Annotated in this window: 20 protein-coding genes and 1 pseudogene; 14 read left to right on the forward strand and 7 right to left on the reverse strand. The window is 62.3% G+C overall.

Going from position 1 to position 25,206, the window contains the following annotated elements; translation table 11 throughout:
* The first annotated feature begins 92 nt into the window (after positions 1 to 92).
* From acs to AB5Y50_RS20490, 7 genes are all read left to right on the forward strand, one after another.
* Positions 93 to 2,039, forward strand: a complete 1,947-nt coding sequence (gene acs, locus AB5Y50_RS20460) for an acetate--CoA ligase (RefSeq protein ID WP_180911416.1) — start codon at positions 93 to 95, stop codon at positions 2,037 to 2,039.
* 283 nt (positions 2,040 to 2,322) lie between these two features.
* Positions 2,323 to 2,772: a type II 3-dehydroquinate dehydratase gene (aroQ, locus tag AB5Y50_RS20465; protein ID WP_039040307.1), complete on the forward strand. Its 450-nt coding sequence runs from the start codon at positions 2,323 to 2,325 to the stop codon at positions 2,770 to 2,772.
* Positions 2,773 to 2,808: 36 nt separating this feature from the next.
* On the forward strand, positions 2,809 to 3,270 hold the full coding sequence (accB, locus tag AB5Y50_RS20470; protein WP_010675405.1) for an acetyl-CoA carboxylase biotin carboxyl carrier protein: 462 nt from the start codon (positions 2,809 to 2,811) through the stop codon (positions 3,268 to 3,270).
* Between the two features lie 15 nt (positions 3,271 to 3,285).
* Positions 3,286 to 4,626, forward strand: a complete 1,341-nt coding sequence (gene accC / locus AB5Y50_RS20475; RefSeq protein ID WP_010675406.1) for an acetyl-CoA carboxylase biotin carboxylase subunit — start codon at positions 3,286 to 3,288, stop codon at positions 4,624 to 4,626.
* Between the two features lie 269 nt (positions 4,627 to 4,895).
* Positions 4,896 to 5,144 (forward strand): YhdT family protein, encoded by a 249-nt coding sequence (locus AB5Y50_RS20480; RefSeq protein WP_052816061.1) that lies wholly within the window; start codon positions 4,896 to 4,898, stop codon positions 5,142 to 5,144.
* The gene (panF, locus tag AB5Y50_RS20485; RefSeq protein ID WP_052816063.1) at positions 5,134 to 6,591 is read left to right on the forward strand and encodes a sodium/pantothenate symporter; all 1,458 of its coding nucleotides are present in this window, start codon (positions 5,134 to 5,136) and stop codon (positions 6,589 to 6,591) included. The genes AB5Y50_RS20480 and panF overlap by 11 nt, the downstream gene beginning before the upstream one ends.
* An 87-nt stretch (positions 6,592 to 6,678) precedes the next feature.
* Positions 6,679 to 8,103: a PTS transporter subunit EIIC gene (locus tag AB5Y50_RS20490; RefSeq protein WP_052816065.1), complete on the forward strand. Its 1,425-nt coding sequence runs from the start codon at positions 6,679 to 6,681 to the stop codon at positions 8,101 to 8,103.
* On the opposite strand, the gene AB5Y50_RS20495 is transcribed toward AB5Y50_RS20490, so the two are convergent.
* Complete coding sequence (locus tag AB5Y50_RS20495; RefSeq protein ID WP_052816067.1) at positions 8,104 to 8,976, reverse strand: LysR family transcriptional regulator; 873 nt, start codon at positions 8,974 to 8,976, stop codon at positions 8,104 to 8,106. It lies immediately after the preceding gene.
* Positions 8,977 to 9,076: 100 nt separating this feature from the next.
* On the opposite strand from AB5Y50_RS20495, the gene AB5Y50_RS20500 reads away from it, so the two are divergent.
* From AB5Y50_RS20500 to AB5Y50_RS20510, 3 genes and pseudogenes are all read left to right on the forward strand, one after another.
* Positions 9,077 to 10,093, forward strand: a complete 1,017-nt coding sequence (locus tag AB5Y50_RS20500) for a zinc-binding alcohol dehydrogenase family protein (protein ID WP_052816069.1) — start codon at positions 9,077 to 9,079, stop codon at positions 10,091 to 10,093.
* Positions 10,094 to 10,623: 530 nt separating this feature from the next.
* Positions 10,624 to 11,502: a 50S ribosomal protein L11 methyltransferase gene (prmA, locus tag AB5Y50_RS20505; RefSeq protein ID WP_010675412.1), complete on the forward strand. Its 879-nt coding sequence runs from the start codon at positions 10,624 to 10,626 to the stop codon at positions 11,500 to 11,502.
* Positions 11,503 to 11,725: 223 nt separating this feature from the next.
* Positions 11,726 to 12,282, forward strand: a pseudogene (locus AB5Y50_RS20510) (sugar O-acetyltransferase).
* Positions 12,283 to 12,302: 20 nt separating this feature from the next.
* On the opposite strand, the gene AB5Y50_RS20515 reads toward AB5Y50_RS20510, so the two are convergent.
* The 3 genes from AB5Y50_RS20515 to AB5Y50_RS20525 form a co-directional block, all read right to left on the reverse strand.
* Positions 12,303 to 13,382, reverse strand: coding sequence for a methyl-accepting chemotaxis protein (locus tag AB5Y50_RS20515; RefSeq protein ID WP_010675414.1), 1,080 nt, complete (start codon positions 13,380 to 13,382; stop codon positions 12,303 to 12,305).
* A gap of 538 nt (positions 13,383 to 13,920) precedes the next feature.
* The gene (locus AB5Y50_RS20520) at positions 13,921 to 14,469 is read right to left on the reverse strand and encodes an NAD(P)H nitroreductase (RefSeq protein WP_052816074.1); all 549 of its coding nucleotides are present in this window, start codon (positions 14,467 to 14,469) and stop codon (positions 13,921 to 13,923) included.
* A 107-nt stretch (positions 14,470 to 14,576) separates the two neighbouring features.
* On the reverse strand, positions 14,577 to 16,604 hold the full coding sequence (locus tag AB5Y50_RS20525) for an NADPH-dependent 2,4-dienoyl-CoA reductase (RefSeq protein ID WP_052816103.1): 2,028 nt from the start codon (positions 16,602 to 16,604) through the stop codon (positions 14,577 to 14,579).
* A gap of 321 nt (positions 16,605 to 16,925) precedes the next feature.
* Between AB5Y50_RS20525 and sppA the strand changes: the two genes are divergently transcribed.
* A complete protein-coding gene (sppA, locus tag AB5Y50_RS20530; protein ID WP_052816081.1) occupies positions 16,926 to 18,770 on the forward strand; it encodes a signal peptide peptidase SppA in 1,845 nt (614 codons plus the stop codon).
* Between the two features lie 62 nt (positions 18,771 to 18,832).
* Here sppA and AB5Y50_RS20535 read toward each other — a convergent pair whose 3' ends face one another.
* Together AB5Y50_RS20535 and AB5Y50_RS20540 are read right to left on the reverse strand one after the other, a co-directional pair.
* Positions 18,833 to 19,390 (reverse strand): NUDIX domain-containing protein, encoded by a 558-nt coding sequence (locus AB5Y50_RS20535; protein WP_048207040.1) that lies wholly within the window; start codon positions 19,388 to 19,390, stop codon positions 18,833 to 18,835.
* Complete coding sequence (locus AB5Y50_RS20540) at positions 19,387 to 20,190, reverse strand: DUF2989 domain-containing protein (RefSeq protein ID WP_052816082.1); 804 nt, start codon at positions 20,188 to 20,190, stop codon at positions 19,387 to 19,389. The genes AB5Y50_RS20535 and AB5Y50_RS20540 overlap by 4 nt, the downstream gene beginning before the upstream one ends.
* A 211-nt stretch (positions 20,191 to 20,401) precedes the next feature.
* Between AB5Y50_RS20540 and AB5Y50_RS20545 the strand changes: the two genes are divergently transcribed.
* Positions 20,402 to 21,835, forward strand: coding sequence for a glyceraldehyde-3-phosphate dehydrogenase (locus tag AB5Y50_RS20545; RefSeq protein WP_052816084.1), 1,434 nt, complete (start codon positions 20,402 to 20,404; stop codon positions 21,833 to 21,835).
* A gap of 60 nt (positions 21,836 to 21,895) precedes the next feature.
* Complete coding sequence (locus AB5Y50_RS20550) at positions 21,896 to 22,183, forward strand: YeaC family protein (protein ID WP_052816085.1); 288 nt, start codon at positions 21,896 to 21,898, stop codon at positions 22,181 to 22,183.
* A gap of 267 nt (positions 22,184 to 22,450) precedes the next feature.
* Here AB5Y50_RS20550 and ansA read toward each other — a convergent pair whose 3' ends face one another.
* Positions 22,451 to 23,458, reverse strand: a complete 1,008-nt coding sequence (gene ansA, locus AB5Y50_RS20555; RefSeq protein ID WP_010675424.1) for an asparaginase — start codon at positions 23,456 to 23,458, stop codon at positions 22,451 to 22,453.
* A gap of 489 nt (positions 23,459 to 23,947) precedes the next feature.
* Here ansA and gltS point away from each other — a divergent pair, with 489 nt between their 5' ends.
* Entirely contained in the window at positions 23,948 to 25,147 is a 1,200-nt protein-coding gene (gene gltS, locus AB5Y50_RS20560) for a sodium/glutamate symporter (RefSeq protein ID WP_041212483.1), read from the forward strand.
* Positions 25,148 to 25,206 lie beyond the last annotated feature (59 nt).

Below are 25,206 nucleotides of genomic sequence, written 5' to 3' on the forward strand. Positions count from 1 at the left end.
TTCGTCGCTATCCAAAAGTCTAATTGCCCTCGGGAACCAAAGGTATAAGTTGTTACTCAATCATTAAGAAAATGTATTCACAGGAGTGAGAGATGAGCGAGAGCAAGGTCTACCCGGTCAAGGCCCACATCGGCAACGGCGCCCTGCTGGACAAGGAAGGTTATGAAGCCATGTATCAGGCGTCGGTGCAGGATCCGGACGCCTTCTGGGGGGAGCAGGGCAAGATCCTCGACTGGATGACCCCCTACACCCGCGTCAAGAACACCTCCTACGATCCGGGCCACGTCTCCATCAAGTGGTATGAGGATGGTCTGCTCAACGTCTCGGCCAACTGCCTGGATCGTCATCTGAGCGAGCGCGGCGACAAGGTCGCCATCATCTGGGAAGGGGACAACCCGGCTGAAGATCGCAAGATCACCTATCGCGAACTGCACGCCGAAGTGTGCAAGTTTGCCAACGTGCTCAAAGCCCAGGGGGTCAAGCGTGGCCACATGGTCTGCCTTTATATGCCCATGGTGCCGGAGGCGGCCATCGCCATGCTGGCCTGTACCCGCATCGGGGCCGTGCACAGCATCGTCTTCGGCGGCTTCTCGCCGGAGGCGCTCTCGGGCCGCATCATCGACTCCGGCGCCTCCGTCGTCATCACCGCCGATGAGGGGTTGCGAGGCGGTCGCCCCATCCCCCTCAAGAAGAACGTGGATGAGGCCCTTACCCACCCGGATACCAAGGTCAGCAAGGTGATCGTCCTCAAGCGCACCGGTGGCAACGTGGCCTGGCACGAGCACAGAGACATCTGGTGGCATGATGCGGTCAACGCCGCCAGCCCGGATTGTCCGCCCGAAGCCATGGGCTCCGAAGATCCCCTGTTCGTGCTCTACACCTCCGGCTCCACCGGCAAACCCAAGGGTGTGCTGCACACCACGGGCGGCTATCTGGTCTATGCCGCCCTCACCTTCAAATACGTGTTCGACTACCACGAAGAGGACATCTACTGGTGTACCGCCGACGTGGGTTGGGTCACCGGTCACTCCTATCTGGTCTACGGGCCGCTGGCCAACGGCGCCACCACCGTCATGTTCGAAGGGGTGCCCAACTACCCGGCTACCAACCGCATGAGCCAGGTGGTGGACAAACATCAGGTCACCATCCTCTATACCGCCCCCACCGCCATTCGTGCACTGATGGCCAAGGGCAAGGAGGCTGTCGAAGGCACTTCCCGCACCAGCCTGCGCATCATGGGGTCGGTGGGTGAACCCATCAACCCGGAAGCCTGGGAGTGGTACTACCGCACCATCGGCGACGAGCGCTGCCCCATCGTCGACACCTGGTGGCAGACCGAAACCGGCGGCATCCTCATCACTCCGCTGCCCGGCGTCACCGCGCTCAAGCCCGGCTCGGCCACCCGTCCCTTCTTCGGAGTACAGCCTGCTCTGGTGGACAACCTGGGTGAGCCGCTGGAAGGCGCCACCGAGGGTAACCTGGTGATCACCGACTCCTGGCCCGGCCAGATGCGTACCGTGTTCGGCGATCACGAGCGCTTCGAGCAGACCTACTTCTCCACCTTCCCGGGTCGCTACTTCACCGGCGACGGTGCCCGTCGCGACGAGGACGGCTACTACTGGATCACCGGCCGGGTGGATGATGTACTCAACGTCTCAGGCCACCGCATGGGCACCGCCGAAATCGAGTCCGCTCTGGTGGCCCATCCGAAGATCGCCGAAGCGGCGGTGGTGGGTGTTCCCCACGAGATCAAGGGACAGGGCATTTACGCCTATGTCACCCTGATCGCCGGGGAAGAGCCGAGCCGCGAGCTGCACAAGGAAGTGAAGGAGTGGGTGCGCAAGGAGATTGGCGCCATCGCGACCCCGGACGTGATCCACTGGGCCGAAGGGCTGCCCAAGACCCGTTCCGGCAAGATCATGCGGCGTATCTTGCGCAAGATCGCCACCGGCGAAACCGACAGCCTGGGGGATATCTCCACCCTGGCGGATCCGGGGGTCGTGGACAAGCTGATCCGCGAGAAGTCGGAAGCGGCGTGAGTCTCTTCCCCACGTCAACAGAGCCGGCCACGTGCCGGCTTTGTTGTCTTCGGGATCCGGACAGGGCAGAGTTCGGTGGTAGGCAGGGCTTGCGGGCAAACCAGGCCAATAAATAGCCAGATGTAGAGATTAGACCAGTAAAATGCTGCTAATTTTCACGAAATCAATATAATTGCGAAATCTGTGTGTCAGGGCACACCGATTTGTGCAAAAATTGGCTAGATTTTTGGTAGTCCAAAGATAGCTGATAGATAGCAGCATAATCATCGAGGATGTACTCAATATGTCGCAACATCACCGAATCCTCCTGCTTAACGGCCCCAATCTGAATCTGCTGGGCAAGCGGGAACCGGGAATCTACGGCAGCAAGACGCTCGATGAGATCGTCGCCGATCTGACGCGCAGCGCCAGCGAACTCGGTGTCACCCTGGAACATCTGCAATCCAATGCCGAGCACGAGCTGATCGGCCGCATCCATCAGGCCATGGGCCAGGTGGATTTCATCATCATCAATCCCGCCGCCTTCACCCATACCAGCGTTGCCCTGCGCGATGCCCTGCTGGGTGTGGCCATCCCCTTTATCGAGGTTCACCTGTCAAACGTTCATGCCAGGGAGCCCTTCCGTCATCACTCCTATCTGTCTGATGTCGCCAAGGGGGTGATCTGCGGGTTGGGTGCCGATGGTTACCAATTCGCTTTAACCGCGGCCGTGCATCAGTTGCGCGCGGCTTGATAATCACTGATCAGATAAAGAAGAAAGAGAATGCTAATGGATATCCGCAAAATCAAGAAGCTGATTGAACTGGTTGAAGAGTCCGGCATCGCCGAGCTGGAAATCTCCGAAGGGGAAGAGTCCGTTCGCATCAGCCGTAATTTCTCCGGCCAGGTTAGCGTTGCCCCGCAGATGATCATGCCCCAGGCCGCAGCTCAGGTTGCCGCACCGGTTGCCGCTGCTCCGGCAGCAGCCGCTGCGCCTGCTGCCGATGCCGCCCCGAGCGGTCATCTGATGCGCTCCCCCATGGTGGGCTCCTTCTACCGCTCCTCCAGCCCGGAAGCCAAGCCGTTCGTGGAAGTCGGTCAGCACGTCAATGTCGGCGACACCCTGTGCATCGTCGAAGCCATGAAAATGATGAACCAAATCGAGTCTGACAAGGCCGGCGTGATCAAAGCGATCCTGGTTGAAAATGGTCAGGCCGTCGAGTTTGACGAGCCGCTGTTCATCATCGAATAAGGGAAAATGCCACCCATGTTGGACAAAGTAGTCATCGCCAACCGCGGTGAAATTGCCCTGCGGATCCTGCGCGCCTGCAAAGAGCTCGGGATCAAGACAGTGGCCGTTCACTCCACTGCCGATCGGGAGCTCAAGCATGTGCTCCTGGCGGACGAAACCATCTGCATCGGCAAGCCTGCCAGCGGTGAGTCCTACCTCAATGTGCCGGCCATCATCGCCGCCGCCGAGGTGACCGGTGCCGTCGCCATCCACCCGGGCTACGGCTTCCTCTCCGAGAATGCCGACTTCGCCGAAGTGGTCGAGAAATCCGGCTTCATCTTCATCGGCCCGCGCGCCGAGACCATTCGCCTGATGGGTGACAAGGTCTCCGCCATCGAGGCGATGAAGAAGGCGGGCGTGCCCTGCGTACCCGGCTCCGACGGCCCGGTGGACAACGATGCCAAGCGCAACGCCGCCATCGCCAAGCGGATCGGGTATCCGGTGATCATCAAGGCCGCCGGTGGCGGTGGTGGTCGCGGCATGCGCGTAGTGCGCAACGAGGCCGAACTGGCCTCCGCCATCGCGCTGACCAAATCCGAAGCGGGCCAGTTCTTCAAGAACGACATGGTCTACATGGAGAAGTACCTGGAAAACCCGCGCCACATCGAGATCCAGGTGCTGGCTGACGGTCAGGGTACCGCCCTTTATCTGGGTGAGCGGGACTGCTCCATGCAGCGCCGTCACCAGAAGGTCGTGGAAGAGGCGCCGGCCCCCGGCATCACCGACGAGATGCGCAAGTTCATCGGTGAGCGCTGCGTGCGCGCCTGTCTCGAGATCGGCTACCGCGGTGCGGGTACCTTCGAGTTCCTGTACGAGAACGGCGAGTTCTATTTCATCGAGATGAACACCCGTATCCAGGTGGAGCATCCGGTCACCGAAATGGTCACCGGCGTCGACCTCATCAAGGAGCAGCTGCGCATTGCCGCCGGTCAGCCCCTGTCGATCACCCAGCAGGACATCCGCATCCGTGGCCACGCCATCGAGTGCCGGATCAATGCCGAAGATCCGGCCACCTTCCTGCCCTCTCCCGGTCTCATCCAGCGCTTCCACGCGCCGGGCGGCCTGGGCGTGCGCTGGGAATCCCATATCTATGCGGGTTACAAGGTCCCCCCCTACTACGACTCCATGATCGGCAAGCTGATCTGCTACGGGGAGAACCGCGACGTGGCCATCGCCCGCATGCGCCACTCCCTCGACGAGCTGGTGGTGGAAGGGATCAAGACCAACATCGCCCTGCAAAAAGAGATCATGAAGGACGAAAACTTCCAGCACGGTGGCACCAACATCCACTACCTGCACAAGAAGTTGGGTCTGTAATGGCTTGAGGCCCGACCCATTGAGCACGGTGGCAGCACAGAACAGCCACCACCTGCACAAGAAGTCGGGTCTGTAATGGCTTGAGGCCCGACCCATTGAGCACGGTGGCAATACAGAACAGCCACTACCTGCACAAGAAGTCGGGTCTGCAAAGACCCCTTTCATCGGGATATTGCGCGATCCACCCGGATCGCCAACGTAAAAAAGGGCCATGGCGACATGGCCCTTTTTTGTTATTCTTGCGCCCCGCTCACTCGTCGGAGGCCACAGTGAACCGTTTCGCACTCGCCCGTCGGGAAGCAGCCTTCTGCCTGCTGCTGACCCTGCTCTACTTTGTCGCCTGGTATGGCTCGGCTTATTTCATCCCCGAGGATCTCGAGCTGTGGGACCTGCCTCTCTGGTTCCTGCTCAGCTGCATCCTGATGCCGCTGCTGTTCATCGGCCTCTGCGCCCTCATGGTGGATCGCCTGTTCGTCGATATTCCCCTGGATAGCGAGGTACCACCCCATGAATTTTGAGCTGATGCTGCCGCTCTGCATCTACCTGGTGCTGGTACTGGGGGTCGGTTTCTGGGCCAGCCGCCACCGGACCGGCGGCAACTTCATGCAGGAGTACTTCATCGGCAACCGCAGCATGGGGGGGTTGGTGCTCGCCATGACCCTGGTGGCCACTTATACCTCTGCATCGTCCTTCATCGGCGGACCGGGGGCCGCCTACAAGGTAGGCCTCGGCTGGGTATTGCTGGCGATGATCCAGCTGCCCACCGTCTGGCTCACCCTGGGGGTGCTTGGCAAGAAGTTCGCCATCATCGCCCGCCGGGTCAACGCGGTGACCATCAACGACATGCTATGGGCCCGCTACCAGAGCAGGGCGGTGGTCGTGCTGGGCTCGGTCACCATCATCCTTGCCTTCATCGCCACCATGGTGGTGCAGTTCATCGGCGGCGCCCGCCTGCTGGAAACGGCGACCGGCCTCAGCTATCAGCAGGGGCTCTTCCTGTTTGCCAGTTGCGTGCTGCTCTACACGGTGATCGGCGGCTTTCGCGCCGTGGTGATGACGGATGCCCTGCAGGGCATCGTCATGCTCATCGGCACTGGCGCCCTGCTGGCGGGCATCCTCATCGCCGGTGACGGGTTGCCGAATCTTGTCCACCAGCTCAAGGAGATAGATCCCAAGCTGGTGAGCCCCCAGGGGGCCGGCGACATGCTGACCCAGCCCTTCATGCTGAGCTTCTGGGTGCTGGTCTGCATCGGGGTGGTGGGCTTGCCCCACTCGGCGCTGCGCTGCTTTGGCTACCGGGACAGCAAGGCGCTGCACCGGGGCATCCTCATCGGCACCATCGTCTGCGCCCTGCTGATGTTCGGCATGCACCTGGCCGGGGCACTGGGCCGCGCCATCCTGCCCGGCATGGACAGCCCGGACAAGATCATGCCCTCCCTGATGATGGAGGTGCTCCCCCCCTGGCTGGCCGGGGTCTTCCTGGCCGCCCCCATGGCGGCCATCATGTCCACCATCGACTCCCAGCTGATCCAGGCCTCCGCCACCCTGGTGAAAGATCTCTACCTCAATTACCTCAACCCCAGGCAGGAGAAGCTGGAGGTCCGGGTGCCGCGCCTCTCCCTGCTCTGCACCCTGATCCTGGGTACCCTGGTGCTGCTGGCGGCGCTCCACCCCCCCGAGATGATCATCTGGCTCAACCTGCTCGCCTTCGGCGGCCTGCAGGCGGTCTTCCTCTGGCCCCTGGTGCTCGGCCTCTACTGGTCCAGGGCCAACGGCTCGGGAGCCCTGGCCAGCATGGTCTGCGGCATCCTCTGTTACGGCACCTTGAGCCAGTGGGGGATCAAGCTGGCCGGTCTGCACGCCATCGTCCCGAGCCTGGCCCTTGGCCTGGCGGCCTTTGTCCTGGTCAGCCTGCTCACTCCTGCCCCGGATCAGCGTGTCCGTCGATTGTTTGATCAAAATTAAGAAAAGGATCAATAAAGGAAGGCTCGCCTATTCCCAAATGGGGGCTCACGGGTAAAATGTGCGCCACGTCACAAATACCGTGCCCCCATGTCAGTCCAGAACGCCAGAAAGATCCTGACCCAGTCCTTGCAGCGCCTAGGCTATGCCCTGTTGCTGCCCGTCTCCATCCTGCCCCTGGCCGCCCTGCTCCACCGACTCGGCCAGCCGGACGTGCTGGATCTCGCCGTGCTCTCCCTCGCCGGTCGAGCCCTCTTCAGCCAGATGCCACTCATCTATGCGGTGGCCATCGCCTTCGGGTTGAGTCGCCAGGGGCAAGGAGCCCAGGCGCTCGCCGGTGCGGTCAACTTCCTGCTGCTGAGCTCGGCGCTGGGCACCCTGGTGCCCGGGCTGCATGCGGATATGATCTGCGGCCTGCTGGCCGGGCTCGTCACCGCCATGGTCTGCTCCCGGGCCCGCGCTCTGCGGCTGCCGGGCTGGTTGCGCCCCCTGCAGGAAGATCTGCCGGGCATGTTGCTCTCGGCGCTGGCCTGCCTACTGCTGGTGATCCCCCTCTCCATCCTCTGGCCGCTGCTGGAACAGGGGCTCACCCTGCTCGCCTCCGATCTGCTCACCACGCCATTTGGCGCCTTCTGCTACGGCGTGCTGAACCGACTGCTGATCCCCCTCGGCCTGCACCAGGTGCTGGGCAGCCTCATCGGGCTCGGGGAGAGCAATCTGCAAGCCCTCTCGACCGCCCAGCCGCTGCATGAAGGCTATGTGGCCGGGCTCTATCCGGTCATCATGTTCGGCCTGCCCGGTGCCTGTTTTGCCATCTGGATCCATCGCCAGCGGATGCAGCAACTGCCCCAGGGAGGGTTGCTGCTCACCCTGGCGCTCACCTCGGCACTGGTGGGCATCACGGAGCCCATCGAGTTCCTGTTTGCCTTCACCGCACCCTGGCTGTTTCTGGCCCATGCCCTGCTGACCGGGCTGTCGCTGGCCATCTGCAGCGGGCTCGACATCCAGGTGGGCAGCTACTTTTCTGCCGGATTGCTGGACCTGGTCCTGAGCTACCACGCCGGTCTGCACAGCTTCTGGCTCATCCCCCTGGGCATCCTCTTCTTCGTCGTCTATGCCCTGCTCTTCTCCCGGCTGCTGGAACACGCTCCCCTCAGTCTGCCGGGCAAGCCCATCGCCGAGGATCTCTCCCGGCTCGCGACCGTGGCCCCCACCGATCCCCAGATGCTGGCTATCCAGTACCTCAAGATGCTGGGGGGCATGGACAACCTGCAGGCCATGAGCGTCTGCCTGACCCGCCTCAGCCTGCGGGTTCGCGACATGGCCCTGGTGGATCAATCCTGCCTGGCCAGACTGGGCTGCCTCTCCTGGATCGTGCTCAACGAACATCAGCTGGTGCTGGTGCTCGGCCCCCATGCCGGCCTCATCGAAGGGCAGATCCGCATGCTGGCGGAACGCCAGTCGGTCCCGCTCGGTCTCGAACCGGCTCAGGCTCCCCTTGGTCAGCACCAGTGATCAGGCAAAGGGAAGACGTTCGGCCACGAAGTCCATCAGGCTGCGAAGGGCGGGGGCCAGGTGTTCCCGGCTCGGGTAGATGAGATAGAAGGGGTTCACCGGAACCAGGAGATCCGGCAGCACCTTGAGCAGTCGCCCCGCCGCCAGATCGTCGCCGCAGACATGGGCTGGCAGCAGGGCAATCCCCCCGTCATGGAGTGCCAGCTCCCGCAGCGCCAGCAGGCTGTTGCTCTGGCAGGCCCCGCGAGGGCGCCAGCCCCCCTCCTGCAATGGCCACACCGGCAAGGAGCCATGTACCAGGCAGGCGTGTCCGGCCAGCTCCGAGAACTGGAGCGGCGTCCCGTTGGCCGCCAGGTAACCGGGAGATGCCACCAGATGGCGCGCCACCTGGCCGATGCGCCGGCAGATGAGGCTGGAATCTTTCAGCGGCGCTGCCCGCAGCGCCAGATCGTAACCTTCCCCCACCAGATCCAGCTGTTCATCGCAAAGGGTCAGCTCCAGCACCACCTCGGGATAGAGGGCGCGAAATTCGGCCAGTATCCGGCCAAGCAGCAAGGTTCCCGTGGCTTCGGGAGCAGTGATCCGCACCCGCCCTCCAGGAGCCGCGCGCAACCGCGCCATCGCCAGATTGGCGCTGCGCGCCAGTGCCAGCAGCTCCTGACAATGGGCCACATAGACCTCCCCCTGGGGCGTCAGGCTGAGCCTGCGGGTGGTGCGTTGCAGCAACCTCACCCCGAGCCGGGATTCGAGGCGCGAGATCTTCTGGCTCACCGAGGACTTGGGCATGCCGAGCACCTCGGCCGCCCCGGTGAAGCTCCCCTGCTCGACCACTGTGGCGAACAACCCCATCAACTCCAGTTCGACATTGTTCATATATTCAAACAGTCTTTACCAATTACCCATCTTAATCTTGATAATCATCCAGACTAGAGTGAGTGGCAATCCCGAACACTGCTATTTGAAAGGAAAAGCCATGAAAGCCATCGCCCTGACTCACTATCTGCCAAGCAACCACCCCCACTGCTTCATCGAGAGCGATCTACCCGATCCGACACCGGGCCCGCGGGATCTGCTGGTATGGGTCAACGCCACCTCCATCAATCCGGTCGACACCAAGGTACGCGCCCCCAAGGACAAGGTCGAAAGCAGCCCCCGCGTGCTGGGCTGGGACGCCGTGGGCGAGGTGATCGCCGTCGGTAGCGACGTCACCCTGTTCAAGGCCGGTGACAGGGTCTGGTATGCCGGCGACATCAGCCGCCCGGGCAGCAACAGCGCCCTGCAACTGGTGGACGAACGCATTGCCGCCATCGCCCCAGTCACCCTGACCGATCTGGAAGCCGCCGCCCTGCCGCTCACCGCCATCACCGCCTGGGAAACCCTGTTCGAGCGCATGAGCCTCACCCGCGAAAGCACCGGGCGACTGCTGATCATCGGGGGCGCCGGCGGGGTCGGTTCCATCGCCATCCAGCTGGCCCGCCAGCTTACCGGCATGGAGGTGATCGCCACCGCATCGCGCCCCGAAACACGGGAGTGGTGCCTGGACATGGGGGCCCACCAGGTGGTGAGCCATCACCATCTGCAGGCGGAGCTCAAGGCTCTCGGCATCAGCGAGGTGGATGCCATCTTCTGCACCAACGCCACCGAGCAGCACTGGAACACCATGGCCAGCCTCATCCGTCCGTTTGGTCACATCTGCACCATCGCCGAGTCCAGTGACCCCTGGGATCTGGGTCTGCTCAAACCCAAGAGCGTCACCTTCAGCCAGGAGTTCATGTTTACCCGCTCCCTGTTCCAGACCCCGGACATGATAGAACAGCACAACCTGCTCGGCCGGGTCGCGGCCCTGATCGATGAAGGGGTGCTCAAGACCACCCTCAGCAAGGTGGTACCCGAACTGACGCCCCTCACCCTGGCCCGGGCTCATGCCGAGCTGGAAGCGGGTCACATGGTGGGCAAGCTGGTGATCGACATGAGCGGTTTCCATCGCTGAGGCGCAGCCCAAGCGGGCCTTACCGTCCAGCCTATTCCCTTGTAGGTAAATAAATGCACCATCATGGGGTGAAATCACCAGTGACAAGCCCCAAGAGTGCACAGCCCCGCAGGTGACCTTTGTCCCTGACGGGGCATCTCCCCCGAAAAAACCATAAAAAAGAGGCCATCCCGTCGGGATGGCCCTAAAAACCTGAACGTTGGGGTAACAATCACACACATATCCTTATGCAGGACATCTGTAACTTTGCAGATAGCGTGCCAATCTCCGCTTTTCCCTCCCAATTAACCGTTTTTCAGCGCACAGGCATAAAAAAGCCACCCGAAGGTGGCTGAAAAAAGATGACGGAACTTCATAGAGCAAAGCATTCAGCGGGAACAAGTTGCTTCCCGTCACCCATGAAGGAATACATTAACCGTGCCAACTTGGCAGAGTTACCTCCCTTCCCCATGAGGCCATGGTCAAACCACGACAGCACGGGTCCATGATGATAGAATCCCGCGGTTTCACATTTATGAAGAGCCGACGCCATGCCCTGGATACAAATTCGAATCAACGCCACTGCCAAGACCGCAGACAAGGTGAGCAACATGCTGCTGGGGCGTGGGGCCCAGGCGGTGACCTTTATGGATGCCAAGGATGTGCCCGTCTATGAGCCCATGCCCGGTGAAACCCCGCTCTGGGGCGAGACCGAAGTGATGGGGCTGTTCGATGCCGAAACCGATCCGGCTCCCACCATCGCCTTCTTCCAGCAGATCTTCGGTGAAGACGTGGGCTACAAGGTGGAGCAACTGGAAGACAAGGACTGGGTGCGCGAATGGATGGATCACTTCCACCCCATGCAGTTCGGCGAGCGGCTCTGGATCTGCCCGAGCTGGCGCGACGTGCCGAACCCCGATGCGGTCAACGTCATGCTGGACCCGGGCCTGGCCTTCGGCACCGGTACCCACCCCACCACGGCACTCTGCCTGCAGTGGCTGGACGGGCTGGATCTGGCCGGCAAAACCGTGGTCGACTTTGGTTGCGGCTCCGGCATCCTCGGCATCGCCGCCCTGAAACTGGGGGCTGCCCGGGTCATCGGCATCGACATCGATCCTCAGGCCATCCAGGCCAGCCGTGACAACGCCGAGCGAAATGGCGTTGCCGACCAGATTGAACTCTACCTGCCAGCGGATCAGCCGCAAGACGTCGAAGCGGACGTGGTGGTGGCCAACATCCTGGCCGGCCCGCTGCGCGAGCTGGCGCCGCTTATCGCCGGCCACGGCAAGGCGGGCAGCCTGATGGCCCTCTCCGGCGTGCTGGAAAGCCAGGCGCCAGAGCTGGAGACCATCTATGGCCAGTGGTTCGAAATGGACCCGACTGCGGTGAAGGAAGAGTGGTGCCGCCTCTCCGGCCGCAAACTCGGCTGATAAGCAACAAGCTACTGTGGCAACCAACCCATCGGCCGCAAACTCGGCTGATAAACAACAAGCCACGGCGGCAACACTTAGGTCGCTGAACGACAGGGGCACCCCAGGGTGCCCTTGTCGTTTCCGGACGCCGTTCTCCTTCTGCCCACTCTGGGGAGAGCCTCACGCTTCTCCGCTCTCCGATGGCTTATCCTCTCTTCCTCCACCCCATCGAGGCCCAGTCATGACCGAATACGAGAAGATGATCGCCAGCCAGCCTTACAACTGCATGGCGCCAGAGCTGGATCTGTTGCGCCGGGAGACGGCCCGCCTGTACCGCCGCTTCAATCGCAGCGACGAGGAGGATGAACAGCTGGCACTGCTGCTGCAGATCGTCGGCGAGCTGGCACAGGGTGCCTTCATCTGCCCGCCCTTCTACTGCACCTATGGCCGCCACATCCACCTTGGCAAGGGCAGCTACATCAACATGGGGGCCACCCTGCTGGACAATGCCCCCATTCGCATCGGCGCCGAGGTAATGATTGGGCCGAACGTGCAGATCTACACCGCCGCCCATGCGCTGGACGCCGATGAGCGCATTCAGGGGGTTGAGACGGCGCTGCCGGTCACCATTGAAGACAGGGTCTGGATTGGCGGCGGCGCCATCCTGCTGCCCGGTGTCACCATAGGGCGGGAAGCTGTCGTGGGCGCGGGCTCGGTCGTGACCAGAGATGTACCGGCCGGTGCCAGGGTGGCAGGGTGGCAGGCAACCCGGCACGGCTGCTGCCAGTCAAAGGTTGAGCGGAAGGCCCGAGGCTCGCTCAGGCGCTTTCCAGCAGGCGGTCGATGCAGTGCACCACCTGCATGCTGGCGTTTTCCATGGTCTTGAGCTGCTCGACCATGCTTTTGATATCCCCCTGCTCGCGCGCGTGCAGGGCGGCCTTGCCGCTCTCGTGGACCCGCTTGTGGGGCCCGTCCAGTTCACGAAAGCCCGGCTTGTGGGCGAAGAGCTCGGCGCCCTGCCCCTCGAAATACCATTTACCCAGCCTGCACTGAGCGTGGTCGCTGACCGGCTCGTGAAAATGCTGCTGATCGATGAGCCGATAGATGGTGTTCTTCCAGACGGCGTGATCCAGCTTGGTGGTATTGAGGAAGGAGGTGGAGGCCGCACTGTGGATCACCTGCTGCATCCGGCCTGATTGTGCCAGCACCTGGGTCACCACCACATCGATCTGGGAGGAGGAGGTCGCCACCTCGGCGGCACTGGCCTGGTTGTCATCGATGATGGACTTGATCTCCTGCGCCTGGGCCACTATCTGCCTGACCAGCACCTCGATCTGGCTGCTGGCTTCATGAGCCTTGCTCGCCAGCTGACGCACCTCATCGGCGACCACCGCGAATCCTCGGCCAGCTTCACCGGCCCTGGCCGCCTCGATGGCCGCATTGAGTGCCAGCAGGTTGGTCTGATCCGAAATGCCCTGGATGGCGGTCACGAACTGGTTGATGGCGGACGTACTGGCATCGAGCTGATGGACGGCTGCGAGGCTGCGAGCCGCCTCATCCGTGATGGCATGGGCGCGATCGGAGAGACGGGTGATGGCGCCCCGGGTCTGGGCAAAGAGCTGATCCAGCTCGCAGAGCGCTCCCTTTTCCGCCATCAGGTGCTCGGCACTGCCAGCCAGCGCTTCCCGCACGCTCTGCAGCATCTCACCTCCCTGGTTCTGGCAGGAGATCACCTGATTGAAGAGATCGCCACGTTCCCGGCTGGTGCGCTGCATGTGCTCGTATTCACCGATGGTGGCACGCAATTCGGCCAGCTCGCTCTGGTGCTGCTGCTCTTTGAGAAGCATCGCCTCCCTGAGCTGTTGATTCTCTTTTTCAAGCTTGCGGTTGAACCACATATCGCCTCCGGATGGCATAGGTGCGGGCAGTCGAGGTCGAAGGGAAGCCTCTGGCTCTCTTGTCTCTGCCGATGCTGGCGGATCCCGGGCCGGATTTCACCTGCAAATGCAGGATATTTGACCCTGATCCTGATTCCAATCGAGGCCACATCAATGGCTGTGCAAAAGATCGCCACAAAGAGGCCGGGTGAGGTAGAGAAGAGGCAGAGGAGAAAGAACGCTGACGTGCCAGCCCTACAAAAAATGAAGCCCAATGTCATCAAGACGTTGGGCTCTAAAAAGGTGCTACGGAATTGCGACTCTCATCGCAGAAAATTAGAAGGGGTCACCTTCTAAACTGGCAGTGGGATAATAACGTGGCGCAAACGTTTTACATAGCGTAATAAACCAGGAGTGAGAAGAATCTCTCACAATTCAAAAAATGTCCGGCCAACCCCCTTCTACCCTCTTGGCAAGTGCGCATTTATCAGTACAGCCTGACGGCTTTGTCAGAAAACAAAAAAGCCCTGAATAATCAGGGCTTTTGGCGTTCTGCGCTTCAGAAGTTGCGCACGAAGTCCTGAATGGGCAACTCGCGCAGCTTGCGGGCCTCCAGCATGGGGGTGCCAAGGTAGAGGAAGCCCACCAGTTGATCCTCCGGTGCCAGCCCCAGTGCACCATGGATCTGCTCGTCGAAGATGAACCAGCCGGAGCGCCAGATGCCGTTGAAGCCCTGGGCCTGGGCCGCCATCTGCATCGCCATCAGGGCGCAACCGGCAGAGAGCTCCTGCTCCAGTTTCGGTACCTTGGGGTGCGCCTGATAACGGGTCGCCACCGCGATCACCAGGGGAGCACGCAGTGGCGCGGCGCGGCACTTCTCGACACTGTCCGCATCCTCGCCACGGGCATGGGCGGCATCGGCCAGCAATGTCCCCAGGCGCTCACGCCCCTCCCCTTCGAACAGGATGAACTGCCAGGGGGTCAGAGTGCCGTGATCCGGCGCCCGCAGCCCGGCCTTGAGGATATTGTCGAGCACTTCACCACTCGGGGCAGGCTCGGCCAGACGACCACAGGAGTGGCGATTGAGTAACAGATGGAGGGCATCCATGGGGCAGTTCCTTGTCAAAGGCGATGATGGCGCTACCTTAGCACAGCACTGGATGAAGAAAACCCCTGGGGTTCAGGGGTTTGTCAGGATACGAAAGGGTCGGGAGGCTAGATGACGGCAGCCAGCTCCGCCCCTTGCCGGATGGCGCGTTTGGCATCCAGCTCGGCGGCCACGTCGGCACCGCCGATGATGTGCACCGGCTTGCCAGCAGCCTGCAGACCAGCCTGCAACTCCTTGAGGGGTTCCTGTCCGGCACAGATGATCACCTGATCCACCGGCAGGCACTGCTGTTGGTCGCCCACCTGGATGTGAAGCCCGGCATCGTCGATACGCAGGTACTGGACGCCGGAGAGCATCTGCACCTTGCGATTCTTGAGCACGGTGCGATGGATCCAGCCGGTGGTCTTGCCAAGGCCGTCGCCCACCTTGCTCTCCTTGCGCTGGAGCAACCAGATCTGGCGCTCGGGGGCATCGATTTCGGGGGTAGTCAGGCCGCCGCGCTCACCCAGTTGCTTGTCGATACCCCACTCCTTGAGCCAGTGATCGCGATGGCTTTCAGCATCCGGCGATCCTCTCTTCTCCACCAGGTATTCGGCCACGTCAAAGCCGATGCCGCCGGCGCCGATGACCGCCACCTTCTCGCCCACCGGCTTGTGATCACGCAAGACATCGAGGTAGCTCAACACCTTGGGGTGCTCGATACCCGGGATATTGGGAGTGCGCGGGCGGATGCCGGTGGCGAGGATCACCTCGTCAAAACCGCCGCCCAAGAGGCTCTCAGCACTCTGGCGCTGGCCCAGATAGAGCTCGACGCCGCACTTCTCAAGCCGTTTGGCGAAGTAGCGCAGGGTCTCGTGAAACTCCTCCTTGCCCGGGATCTGCTTGGCAAAGTTGAACTGGCCGCCGATTTCGCTCGCCTGATCGAACAGGCTTACCTGATGGCCCCGCTCGGCGGCGTAGCAGGCAAACGCCAGCCCGGCAGGACCCGCCCCCACCACCGCCAGCTTCTTGGGCTGGGGCACCCGGCCAAACGTCAACTCGGTCTCGAAACAGGCGCGGGGGTTGACCAGGCAGGAGGCACGCTTTTGCTTGAACACGTGGTCGAGGCAGGCCTGGTTGCAGGCGATGCAGGTGTTGATCTCGTCCGCCCTGTCTTCAGCCGCCTTGATGACGAACTCGGGGTCTGCCAGGAAGGGGCGCGCCATGGAGACCATGTCCGCCTCCCCGCCCGCCAGGATGCGCTCCGCCACCTCAGGGGTGTTGATGCGGTTGGTGGTGATGAGGGGCACCTTGAGGTGCTTTTTCAGCTCGGCGGTCACCCAGCTGAAGGCACCGCGCGGCACGCTGGTGGCGATGGTGGGAATGCGCGCCTCGTGCCAGCCGATACCGGTGTTGATGAGGGTCACCCCCACCTGCTCCAGTGCCCGACCAAGTGCGATCACTTCCTCAAGGGAGGAGCCCTGCTCCACCAGGTCCAGCATGGAGAGGCGGAAGATGACGATGAAATCCGTGCCCACCCGCTCACGGATGGCGCGGACAATCTCCACCGGGAAACGCATGCGGTTTTCGCTGCTGCCGCCCCAGCCATCGGTGCGCTTGTTGGTGCGCTCGCAGATGAACTGGTTGATGAGATAGCCTTCCGAGCCCATCACCTCGACCCCGTCATAACCGGCCGCCTTGGCCAGCGCCGCAGTGGCGGCGAAGTCGCGAATGGTGCCGCGGATCTGCCGCTCGCTCATGGCCCGCGGCTTGAACGGGGAGATGGGAGCCTTGAGGGCGCTCGGCGCCAGGCTGAACGGATGGTAGGCGTAGCGGCCCGCATGAAGGATCTGCAGCGCTATCTTGCCCCCTTCCTGATGCACTGCCTCGGTCACCTTGCGATGTTTGGCTACCTGCCAGGGAAAGCTCAGCTGGGAGCCGTGGGGCACCAGCCGCCCCCGCAAATTGGGGGCGATACCGCCGGTCACGATGAGACCGACCCCGCCACGGGCCCGCTCACCATAGAAGGCGGCCAGCTTGTCAAAGCCCCCCTTTTCCTCCTCGAGGCCGGTGTGCATGGACCCCATCAGTACGCGGTTGCGCAACTGGGTAAAACCCAGATCGAGGGGGGTCAGCAGCGTGGGATAACGGCTCATGATGCACTCCTTGTCGAGGTCGATGTACACGTGGTCATGCTCCAGCCTTCCTGACTGCCTCGGGTGACGGGCAGTAAAAAGAAGGGGGTGGGTGGAGATGGGGCCGGCTCATCGGGCCTTTCAGTTAATTTTTTGTTATCAAACTGGAGCTAGAGTAAAGAATCGAAAACTCTTTTTCAAACAAATGTTTGGACATTTTTTCAGCGAACAGCCGTGTTCCGAAGTGGCGGGGGGCAGTCGACTCAAGGGGAAATGGCAATTGGCTGCGCAACTGGTTAATAATGGCTGCTCTCAACCCATTAACAGGGCGACAACGCAGCTATGTCTATTTTCAAAGGTCTGGGATGGCTCTTTCGCAGCCTCTGGCGCCTGCTCAACTTTACCCGCTTGATGCTGGTCAACCTGCTGTTTCTTCTCGTCGTGCTGGTCATTGTCTTCAGCGTCAGCCAGAGCGAGACCCCAAGCACCCCCATCGAGGGGGCGCTCACCCTCAATCTCTCCGGTGTGCTGGTAGAACAGCGCACCCAGACCGATCCCACGGTGCAACTGCTCAGGCAGATGGACAAGGGGGACGAGCAGCCAAGCGAAATCGTCCTCTCCGATCTGTTGTGGGCCATCAAGAGTGCGGGGAATGACGATCGCATCAAGGCGCTGGTGATCAAGCCCCAGGGTCTGCAAGGGGCCAGCCTCTCCAAACTGCAGGAGGTGACGGCCGCCATCGACGCCTTCAAGGAGAGCGGCAAGCCGGTCATCGCCATGGCGGACTACTACAGCCAGGGGGCCTATCTGCTCGCCGCCCACGCCGACCACGTGCTGCTCAACCAGAGTGGTGCCGTGCTGATCGAGGGGCTGGGTGTCTACCAGACCTACTTCAAGTCGGCACTGGAGAAGCTCAATATCACCCCGCACGTCTTCAAGGTCGGCACCTACAAGTCCTTCGTCGAGCCCTACACCCGGGACGAGATGTCCCCCGAGAGCAAGGAGGCGAACCAGCGCTGGCTGGATCAGCTGTGGCAATCCTATGTGGCCGACGTGGCGGAGCAGCGGGAGATCGAGCCGGATGCCGTGGCACCGAACAAGGATCACTTCCTCGAACTGCTGCGCAAGGCCGGTGGCAATGCGGCCAGCTACGCCCTCGACAACGGTCTGGTGGATCAGCTCGCCACCCGCGACGAAATGACCCAGGCGGTGATCAAGGAAGTGGGCGAGGCCGATGATCACGGCTGGAAGGGCGTGGGCCTGAAAGAGTATCTGGCCGCCATCCCGGAACAGTACCCCCAGAGCGGCAAGGATGAGGTAGGCCTCATCACTGCCAGCGGCGCCATCATGGATGGCGTCCAGCCTGCCGGCACCATCGGCGGCGACAGCCTTGCCGATCTGCTGGCCGAGGCCCGCCGTGACGATCAGGTGAAAGCCGTGGTGCTGCGAGTGGACAGCCCCGGCGGCAGCGCCTTTGCCGCCGAGCAGATCCGCGCCGAATTGCTGGCCCTGAAACAGGCGGGCAAGCCGGTGGTCATCTCCATGGGCAGCTACGCCGCCTCCGGTGGCTACTGGATCTCCGCCGATGCGGACAAGATCTTCGCCTCCCCCACCACCCTCACCGGTTCCATCGGGGTGTTCGGCATGTTCGCCACCATCGACAAGGCGCTCTCCCAGTACGGGGTACACACCGACGGCGTCGGCACCACCGACTTCGTGGGGGTCGGGCTGACCCGTGCCCTGCCGGATCACGTGGGTGAAGCCATTCAACTGAGCGTGGAAGACACCTATCAGCGCTTTGTCGGCCTGGTGGGCAAGGGCCGCGGCCTTAGCCCGGAAGAGGCGGAAAAAGCCGCCGAAGGCCGGGTCTGGACCGGGCAGGATGCCAAGGCACTGGGGCTGGTGGACGAGTTTGGCAATCTGGATGACGCCCTCAAGGCGGCCGCCGATCTCGCCAACCTCAAGAGCTGGCAGGTCACCCCCATCGCACCGGAAGAGTCGGCCAGGGACAAGTTCCTGCGCGAGCTGTTTGACAGCAGCGCCCAGGCGCTGGCCCCGCACCTGCAAAGCTGGCTGCCCACCGGGCTTGGCAAGGCGCTGCTGGAGATGAACCGCAGTCTGGACCCGCTGACCCGCTTCAACGATCCCCAGGGCACCTACGCCTTCTGCCCGGTCTGTCTCCCCTGACGTCGGGGACAGCCATAAAAAAACCGCCGACAGGCGGTTTTTTTATGGGGCAAGCGGCCTTGTCAGGTCAGCAAGCCGGACGCTTGCCAGCGGTGCAACTCTGCCAGCACCCGGGTCTCTCGCGCCGTCCACTGGGGACAGGGACCCGCCAGCTGGGTCTTGTTGGTTTGCAGTGCCTCGGCCAGGGGGAACCAGCCCGGCGTAAAGCCGAGCCGGATCTCGTAGGGCTGGGGGCGCGGTGCACTCCAGTCCTCCCCGACCCGGCAGAGGTAATAGGACGATCGGATGCAGTAGGCATCGTAATCCGGCTCGCGCGCGGCACGATACTCCCGGGTCTCTCCCAGCAGGGGGCCCACGGCCACCAGCTCGGCGCCACACTCTTCCCGCAGCTCCCGGGCCAGGGCTGCATCGTGCGCCTCCCCGTGCTCGATGCCGCCCCCGGGGAACATGAGATCCCCATTGACGCGGGAGTGCACCAGCAGCAGTCGATCACCACGCATCACCACGGCCCTCACCGTGGCCCGTTCAAGCACCCTGTCCTCGCCGCGGATCTGGCCGTGTACGAGACGGATATCGAAGGGATGGGCCCACTCCCGGGCTTCTGACAGGGTCGGATTCATGGTGTGCGGTAGCTCCCCTGCCTGAGTGCATCGACGATGGTGGCCGCCTGGTCGTCCAGCGTCTCCTGCTCCTCCTTGCCGATGGCATGGTAAATGCCGAGCCGGGTGGCGGAGACCTCGGGGCTCTCCTGGAATGACTCGCTCACCTTGCCCCACAGATAGGCCTGATCAAATCGCTTCTGCCCCATGTAGAGGGTGCTGAGGGCGGTGAGGATCCGGCTGTTGACCTTGTCCCCCTCCCGATAGAGGGAGAGCGCATGGTGCATCAGCCTGATGGCCTTCTCGGGCTCGCTCTTGGCATAAATGCCGCCGAGCGCCAGTTGCAGCTCGGGCTCCTCGAGGCTCGGCGTCCCCTCCTGCGCGAGGAAGCTGGTGCGGGCCTCGGGACTGGTGTTGTTGGTCCAGTGCCAGAGCAGCAGGTAGGGATCCCGGGAACCCAGGGTCTGAGCATCCAGTTGCTCCAGTTGACGGCCGGCGGCCAGCATCCCTTCCACTCTGGGGCTCTTCTGCTCCCTGGCCCGCTTGTACTCGATATTGGTGGAGTGCTCGGCGCACTGCAGATAACGCTCCAGGCCGCGCATCAGATCGTACTTGCGCCTGTCCGTCCCCTCTTCCTGGAGATAGTAACGACCGCGAATGACGTCGCTGCGCTCATAGCGACACCAGCCGTCGTCCACCAGGTCCGCGCACAGGGCGGGATATTGGGAGCAGATGTTGTGGATCCTGTCGTCGTCGCAGGCCGTCAACGTCAGGCAACAAGCGAGGGAAAGCAGTAACGGACGCTGTGAGAATAGGGTCATGGTTCACATCTGGTTGATAACAATCGCAACCCGCACCGGCCACCGCCAACTAGCAAACAGGCTACATATCCATTACAATGCGCGCGCCGTATAAGGCCGCGATTGCAGAATAATATAACGAAACCATCAGCCCTACACTGATCTGCCTTCGACGAATTTCAATTTGCCCAGGCAACTTGCTTCAACAACGTGAAATAAAAGGATCTGGTTAATGACCCACGAGCACTACTTGCAGGCGTGGCAGGAGAGCCAGGAGCTCGCCGAAGCCATGCAACCCTTGATAGGTCGTCTCTACCGACAGCAAGGGATAGAGATCACCCTCTACGGACGCCCGCTGCAAAACGCCTCCACCATCGATATCCTCAAGGCCCACCGGGTCGTTCGCCGCCACCAGGGCACCCCGCTGCCCATCCAGCAAAGCTTCCCTCTCCTGCGCGCCATCGTCGCCCTGAACCCCACCGCCGCCGAAGTCGATCTCGGCAAACTGGCCGTGGGCTACTGGCAGGATCACCAGGATGAAGCCGGCATCGAGGACTATCTGCGTGCCAAGCTGGCACCGGCCCTGAACCGAAGTGCCGTGCCCGCCCCGACCGACGTGGTGCTCTACGGCTTCGGCCGCATTGGTCGCCTGCTGGCCCGTCTGCTCATCGAGCGCACCGGCGCCGCCAACTCCCTGCGCCTGCGCGCCATCGTGGTGCGCGGCGGTCGCGACGGGGATCTGGAGAAGCGTGCCAGCCTGCTGCGCCGCGATTCGGTGCACGGCCCCTTCAACGGCTCCATCGAGGTGGATGTGGAACGCAGCGCCATCATCGCCAACGGCACCTTCATCCAGGTGATCTACGCCAACAGCCCGGCCGACATCGACTACACCGCCTACGGCATCGACAATGCGCTGATCGTTGACAACACCGGCGTCTGGCGTGACGAGGCGGGCCTGTCCGAGCACCTCAAGGCGCGCGGCGCCGCCCGTGTGCTGCTGACCGCCCCCGGCAAGGGGGAGATGAAGAACGTGGTGTTCGGGGTCAACCACGAGGTGATAGGTCCGGATGACAAGATAGTCTCCGCCGCCTCCTGCACCACCAACGCCATCACCCCGGTGCTCAAGGTGATGCAGGACAAGTACGGCATCCGCCACGGCCACGTGGAGACGGTCCACTCCTATACCAACGATCAGAACCTCATCGACAACTATCACAAAGGCGAGCGCCGCGGTCGCAGCGCAGCCCTCAACATGGTGATGACCAGCACCGGTGCCGCCAAGGCGGTGGCCAAGGCGCTGCCGGAGCTCAAGGGCAAGTTGACCGGCAACGCCATCCGGGTGCCTACCCCCAACGTGTCGCTTGCCATCATCAACCTGTCGCTGGAACAGACCACCGATCGGGAGAGCCTCAACGCCTATCTGCAGCAGATGGCACTGAGCTCGGCCCTGCATCGCCAGATCGACTTCAGCGCCAGCACCGAGCTGGTCTCCTCCGACATGGTGGGCTCCCGTTTTGCGGGCATCGTCGACTCCCAGGCCACCATCGCCGAGGGGGATCATTGCGTGCTCTACGTGTGGTATGACAACGAGTTCGGGTACAGTTGTCAGGTAGTACGGGTGATGGAGCAGATGGCTGGCGCAGTCCGCCAGGATCTGCCGGTATAGTCCGACAGGATCTGCCCGCCTGAACCCGTGTTCATGGCTCAATTTTCAAGGAGAGGCCGGATGTCGTCTCAGCAAGTGACGTTTCAACAAGCGATAGCCCAGATGCCCAAAGAGGTGTACGAGCGGCTCAAGACTGCGGTCGAGCTCGGCAAATGGCCGGATGGCAAGCCCCTCACCGAGGAGCAGAAGGCCACTTCCCTGCAGGCCGTGATGGCCTGGCAGGCGATGCACCTTGAGAACCCCGAGCACATGAACATCGGCCGTGACGGCGAGATCGTGATGAAGAGCAAGAGCGAGCTCAAGCGTCAGTATCGCGACGAGGAAGAGATTGTGCGGGTCGCACCTTAGCCACTGAGGCAGGCCGCACGTCACCTATCGCGGTAACGAAACGAAAGAGGGGAGCCATCATGGCTCCCCTCTTTTTTTCCTCTCTATGCAGGATGACTAATCCCCCTCATCCCCCTCATCCCCGGCCCTTCTCGCACCAGGGGAGAAGGGCGCTGGCACGCACCTGCGAGCAGTCAGCGGGCCACCTGCCGGCGATCTTCATGGCAAACCTCGCCACCTCGATCTATCCCCTCTCCCGCTGGGAGAGGGTTAGGGTGGGAGGGAAAGTCAGGGGGTCAGTTCACCCCGCAGAGACTGCTGCATCAGCTCGCGGATGCGCGGCGCCGGCAGATCCTGGCTCAGCAGGAAGTGCAGCTTGGTGAGCGCCGCCTCGGCGGTCATGTCAAAGCCCGAGATGACTCCCGCACGGGAGAGGGCGTTGCCGGTGGCATAGCCCCCCATGTTGACCTTGCCGTGCAGGCACTGGCTCAGGTTGACGATGATGACGCCCCGGGCAGATGCCTCGGAGAGCAGCGCCAGCATGGCCGGGTTCTGGGGCGCATTGCCCACCCCGAAGGAGAGCAGGATCAGCGCACGCACCGGCTGTTGCAGGATGTTCGCTATCACCTCCGCCGATATCCCCGGATAGAGGGTCACCACCCCGATGGGCTGGGGGGTGATGTCGTGCAGCACCAGGGGGCGATCGCACGGCACGCCCAGCTCACCTGCCTCCAGGGAGATGGCAATACCGGCATTGAGCAGGGGCGGGTAGTTGGGCGAGTCGAAGGCGTGGAAGCCGTCGGCATGCACCTTCTTGCTGCGGTTGCCGCGATAGAGCTGGTTGTTGAAGAAGAGCGTCACCTCGTGGATCGGGTAGTTGGCCGCGATATAGAGGGCGTTGAGCAGGTTCTGCTGACCGTCCGAGCGCAGCTCGGCCAGAGGGATCTGGGAGCCGGTGATGATGACCGGCTTGTGCAGATCTTCGAGCATGAAGGAGAGCGCAGACGCGGTGAACGACATGGTGTCGGTGCCGTGCAGAATGACGAAACCGTCGTACTTGTCGTAGTTGCCCTTGATATCCTCGGCGATGCGCTGCCAGTCTGCCGGCGTCATGTCGGAAGAGTCGATGAGGGGGGCATATTCGTGGATATGGTAATCGGGCATTTCCGGTCGATGGAACTCGGGCATCCGTGCCAGACAGTCCTCCATGAAGCCCGCCATCGGTACATAACCGTGGTCGGAACGCTGCATCCCTATGGTGCCGCCTGTGTAGGCAATGTAGATGGACTTCTTCACACCCTCTCCTCTCTCTGGACTGGAAACCGGCAAATCAAACAGGGCTCAACCGATACAGCCCCCGTCCTTCAGATGGTGCGGGCGGGCTCAATATCGATCATCAGCAGACCTCTTGAGGGTCTGTGTCCTCCCGTGGGGGCGGAACCGGGCGAATTATAAAGAGTGCCGCTGCAAATGACAGCGGCAGCAGCATTGTTGCGATCCGGAGCACACTCGGCAAGGCAGTTTTAAATGCCATGTTAACACCATGTTTTAATCATTAATGTGACATATGTGGATGTACTTGGTGTTTTTTGCTAGTATCCGGCGGATTTTTCACAAATCTCATCTGGACGCCCGACGAACACGGGCTCGTGTCGACCCCCTCTTTTGCAGAGGGACGGGGCTGCGGCCCCTCTGTCACTGGCGCGTTCGCCACTCTGTTTCATCCCGGCTGGATCCGTGAGTCTTTCTCGCCAAAGACACAGCCGATCAACATGGGAGCACTGAATGCTACAACTTGATGCCTACGCCACCCTGGTCGCCGCGACCCTGGTGCTGCTGCTTGGCCGCCTGCTGGTCAACAAGATAGGACCCCTGCGCACTTTCAACATCCCCAAACCCGTGGCCGGTGGCCTGGTGGTTGCCCTGGTGCTGCTGGTGCTGCGTTCCACCCTGCAGATCGAACTGCAATTTGATACCAGCCTGCAGACGGCCCTGATGCTGACCTTCTTTGCCTCCATCGGCCTCTCCGCCGATCTGGGCAGCCTCAAGCGCGGCGGCAAGGCGGTGGCCACCTTCCTGCTGGTGGTCACCGGCCTGCTGCTGGTGCAGAACAGCTTGGGGGTGGGTCTGGCCACCCTGCTGGGGCTGGATCCCCACATGGGGCTGCTGGCCGGCTCCATCACCCTCTCCGGCGGCCACGGCACCGGGGCGGCCTGGGGCTCCATCTTCACCGAGAAGTACGGCGTGCAATCCGCCGCCGAGCTGGCGATAGCCTGTGCCACCTTCGGCCTGGTGCTGGGGGGCCTCATCGGCGGCCCGGTGGCCCGTTATCTGGTGAAGAAGGTGCAGGTACCCGGTGAGGAGCACAACCGTGACGGCGCCCCCCAGGGCTTCGAGATGCCGGACATGGAGCGCCCGCTCACCACCTTCAGCCTGATCGAGACCCTGGCACTCATCGCCATCAGCCTGAAAGGGGGCGAAATGCTGGCCCTCTACCTCAAGGGCGGCGTCTTCGAGTTGCCGATCTTCGTCTGCGTGCTCTTTGTCGGCGTGCTGCTGCGCAACCTGCTCACCCTGCTCAACTGGCACGAAGTGAGCGACCGCGAGGTCTCCCTGCTCGGCAACGTCAGCCTGTCGCTCTTCCTCGCCATGGCGCTGATGAGCCTCAGGTTGTGGGAACTGGCAAGCCTGGCCCTGCCCATCTTCATCCTGCTGGCCGTGCAGACGGTGGCCATGGCGCTCTACGCCATCTTCGTCACCTTCCGGGTCATGGGGCGCAACTATGATGCGGCCGTGCTGGCGGCGGGTCACTGCGGCTTCGGCCTCGGCGCCACCCCCACGGCCATTGCCAACATGCAGGCCATTACCCAGCGCTTCGGCCCCTCCCACCTGGCTTTCCTGGTGGTGCCCATGGTCGGAGCCTTCTTCATCGACATCATCAACGCTGTGGTGATCAAGCTGTTCCTGGCCCTGCCCTTCCTGTGATCCCGGACGCAGGCCCCGTATGACAGAGCCCACCTTGCGGTGGGCTCTTTGCTTGCTGG

Source organism: Aeromonas sp. s6, assembly GCF_040907815.1.
GTDB lineage: Bacteria > Pseudomonadota > Gammaproteobacteria > Enterobacterales > Aeromonadaceae > Aeromonas > Aeromonas caviae.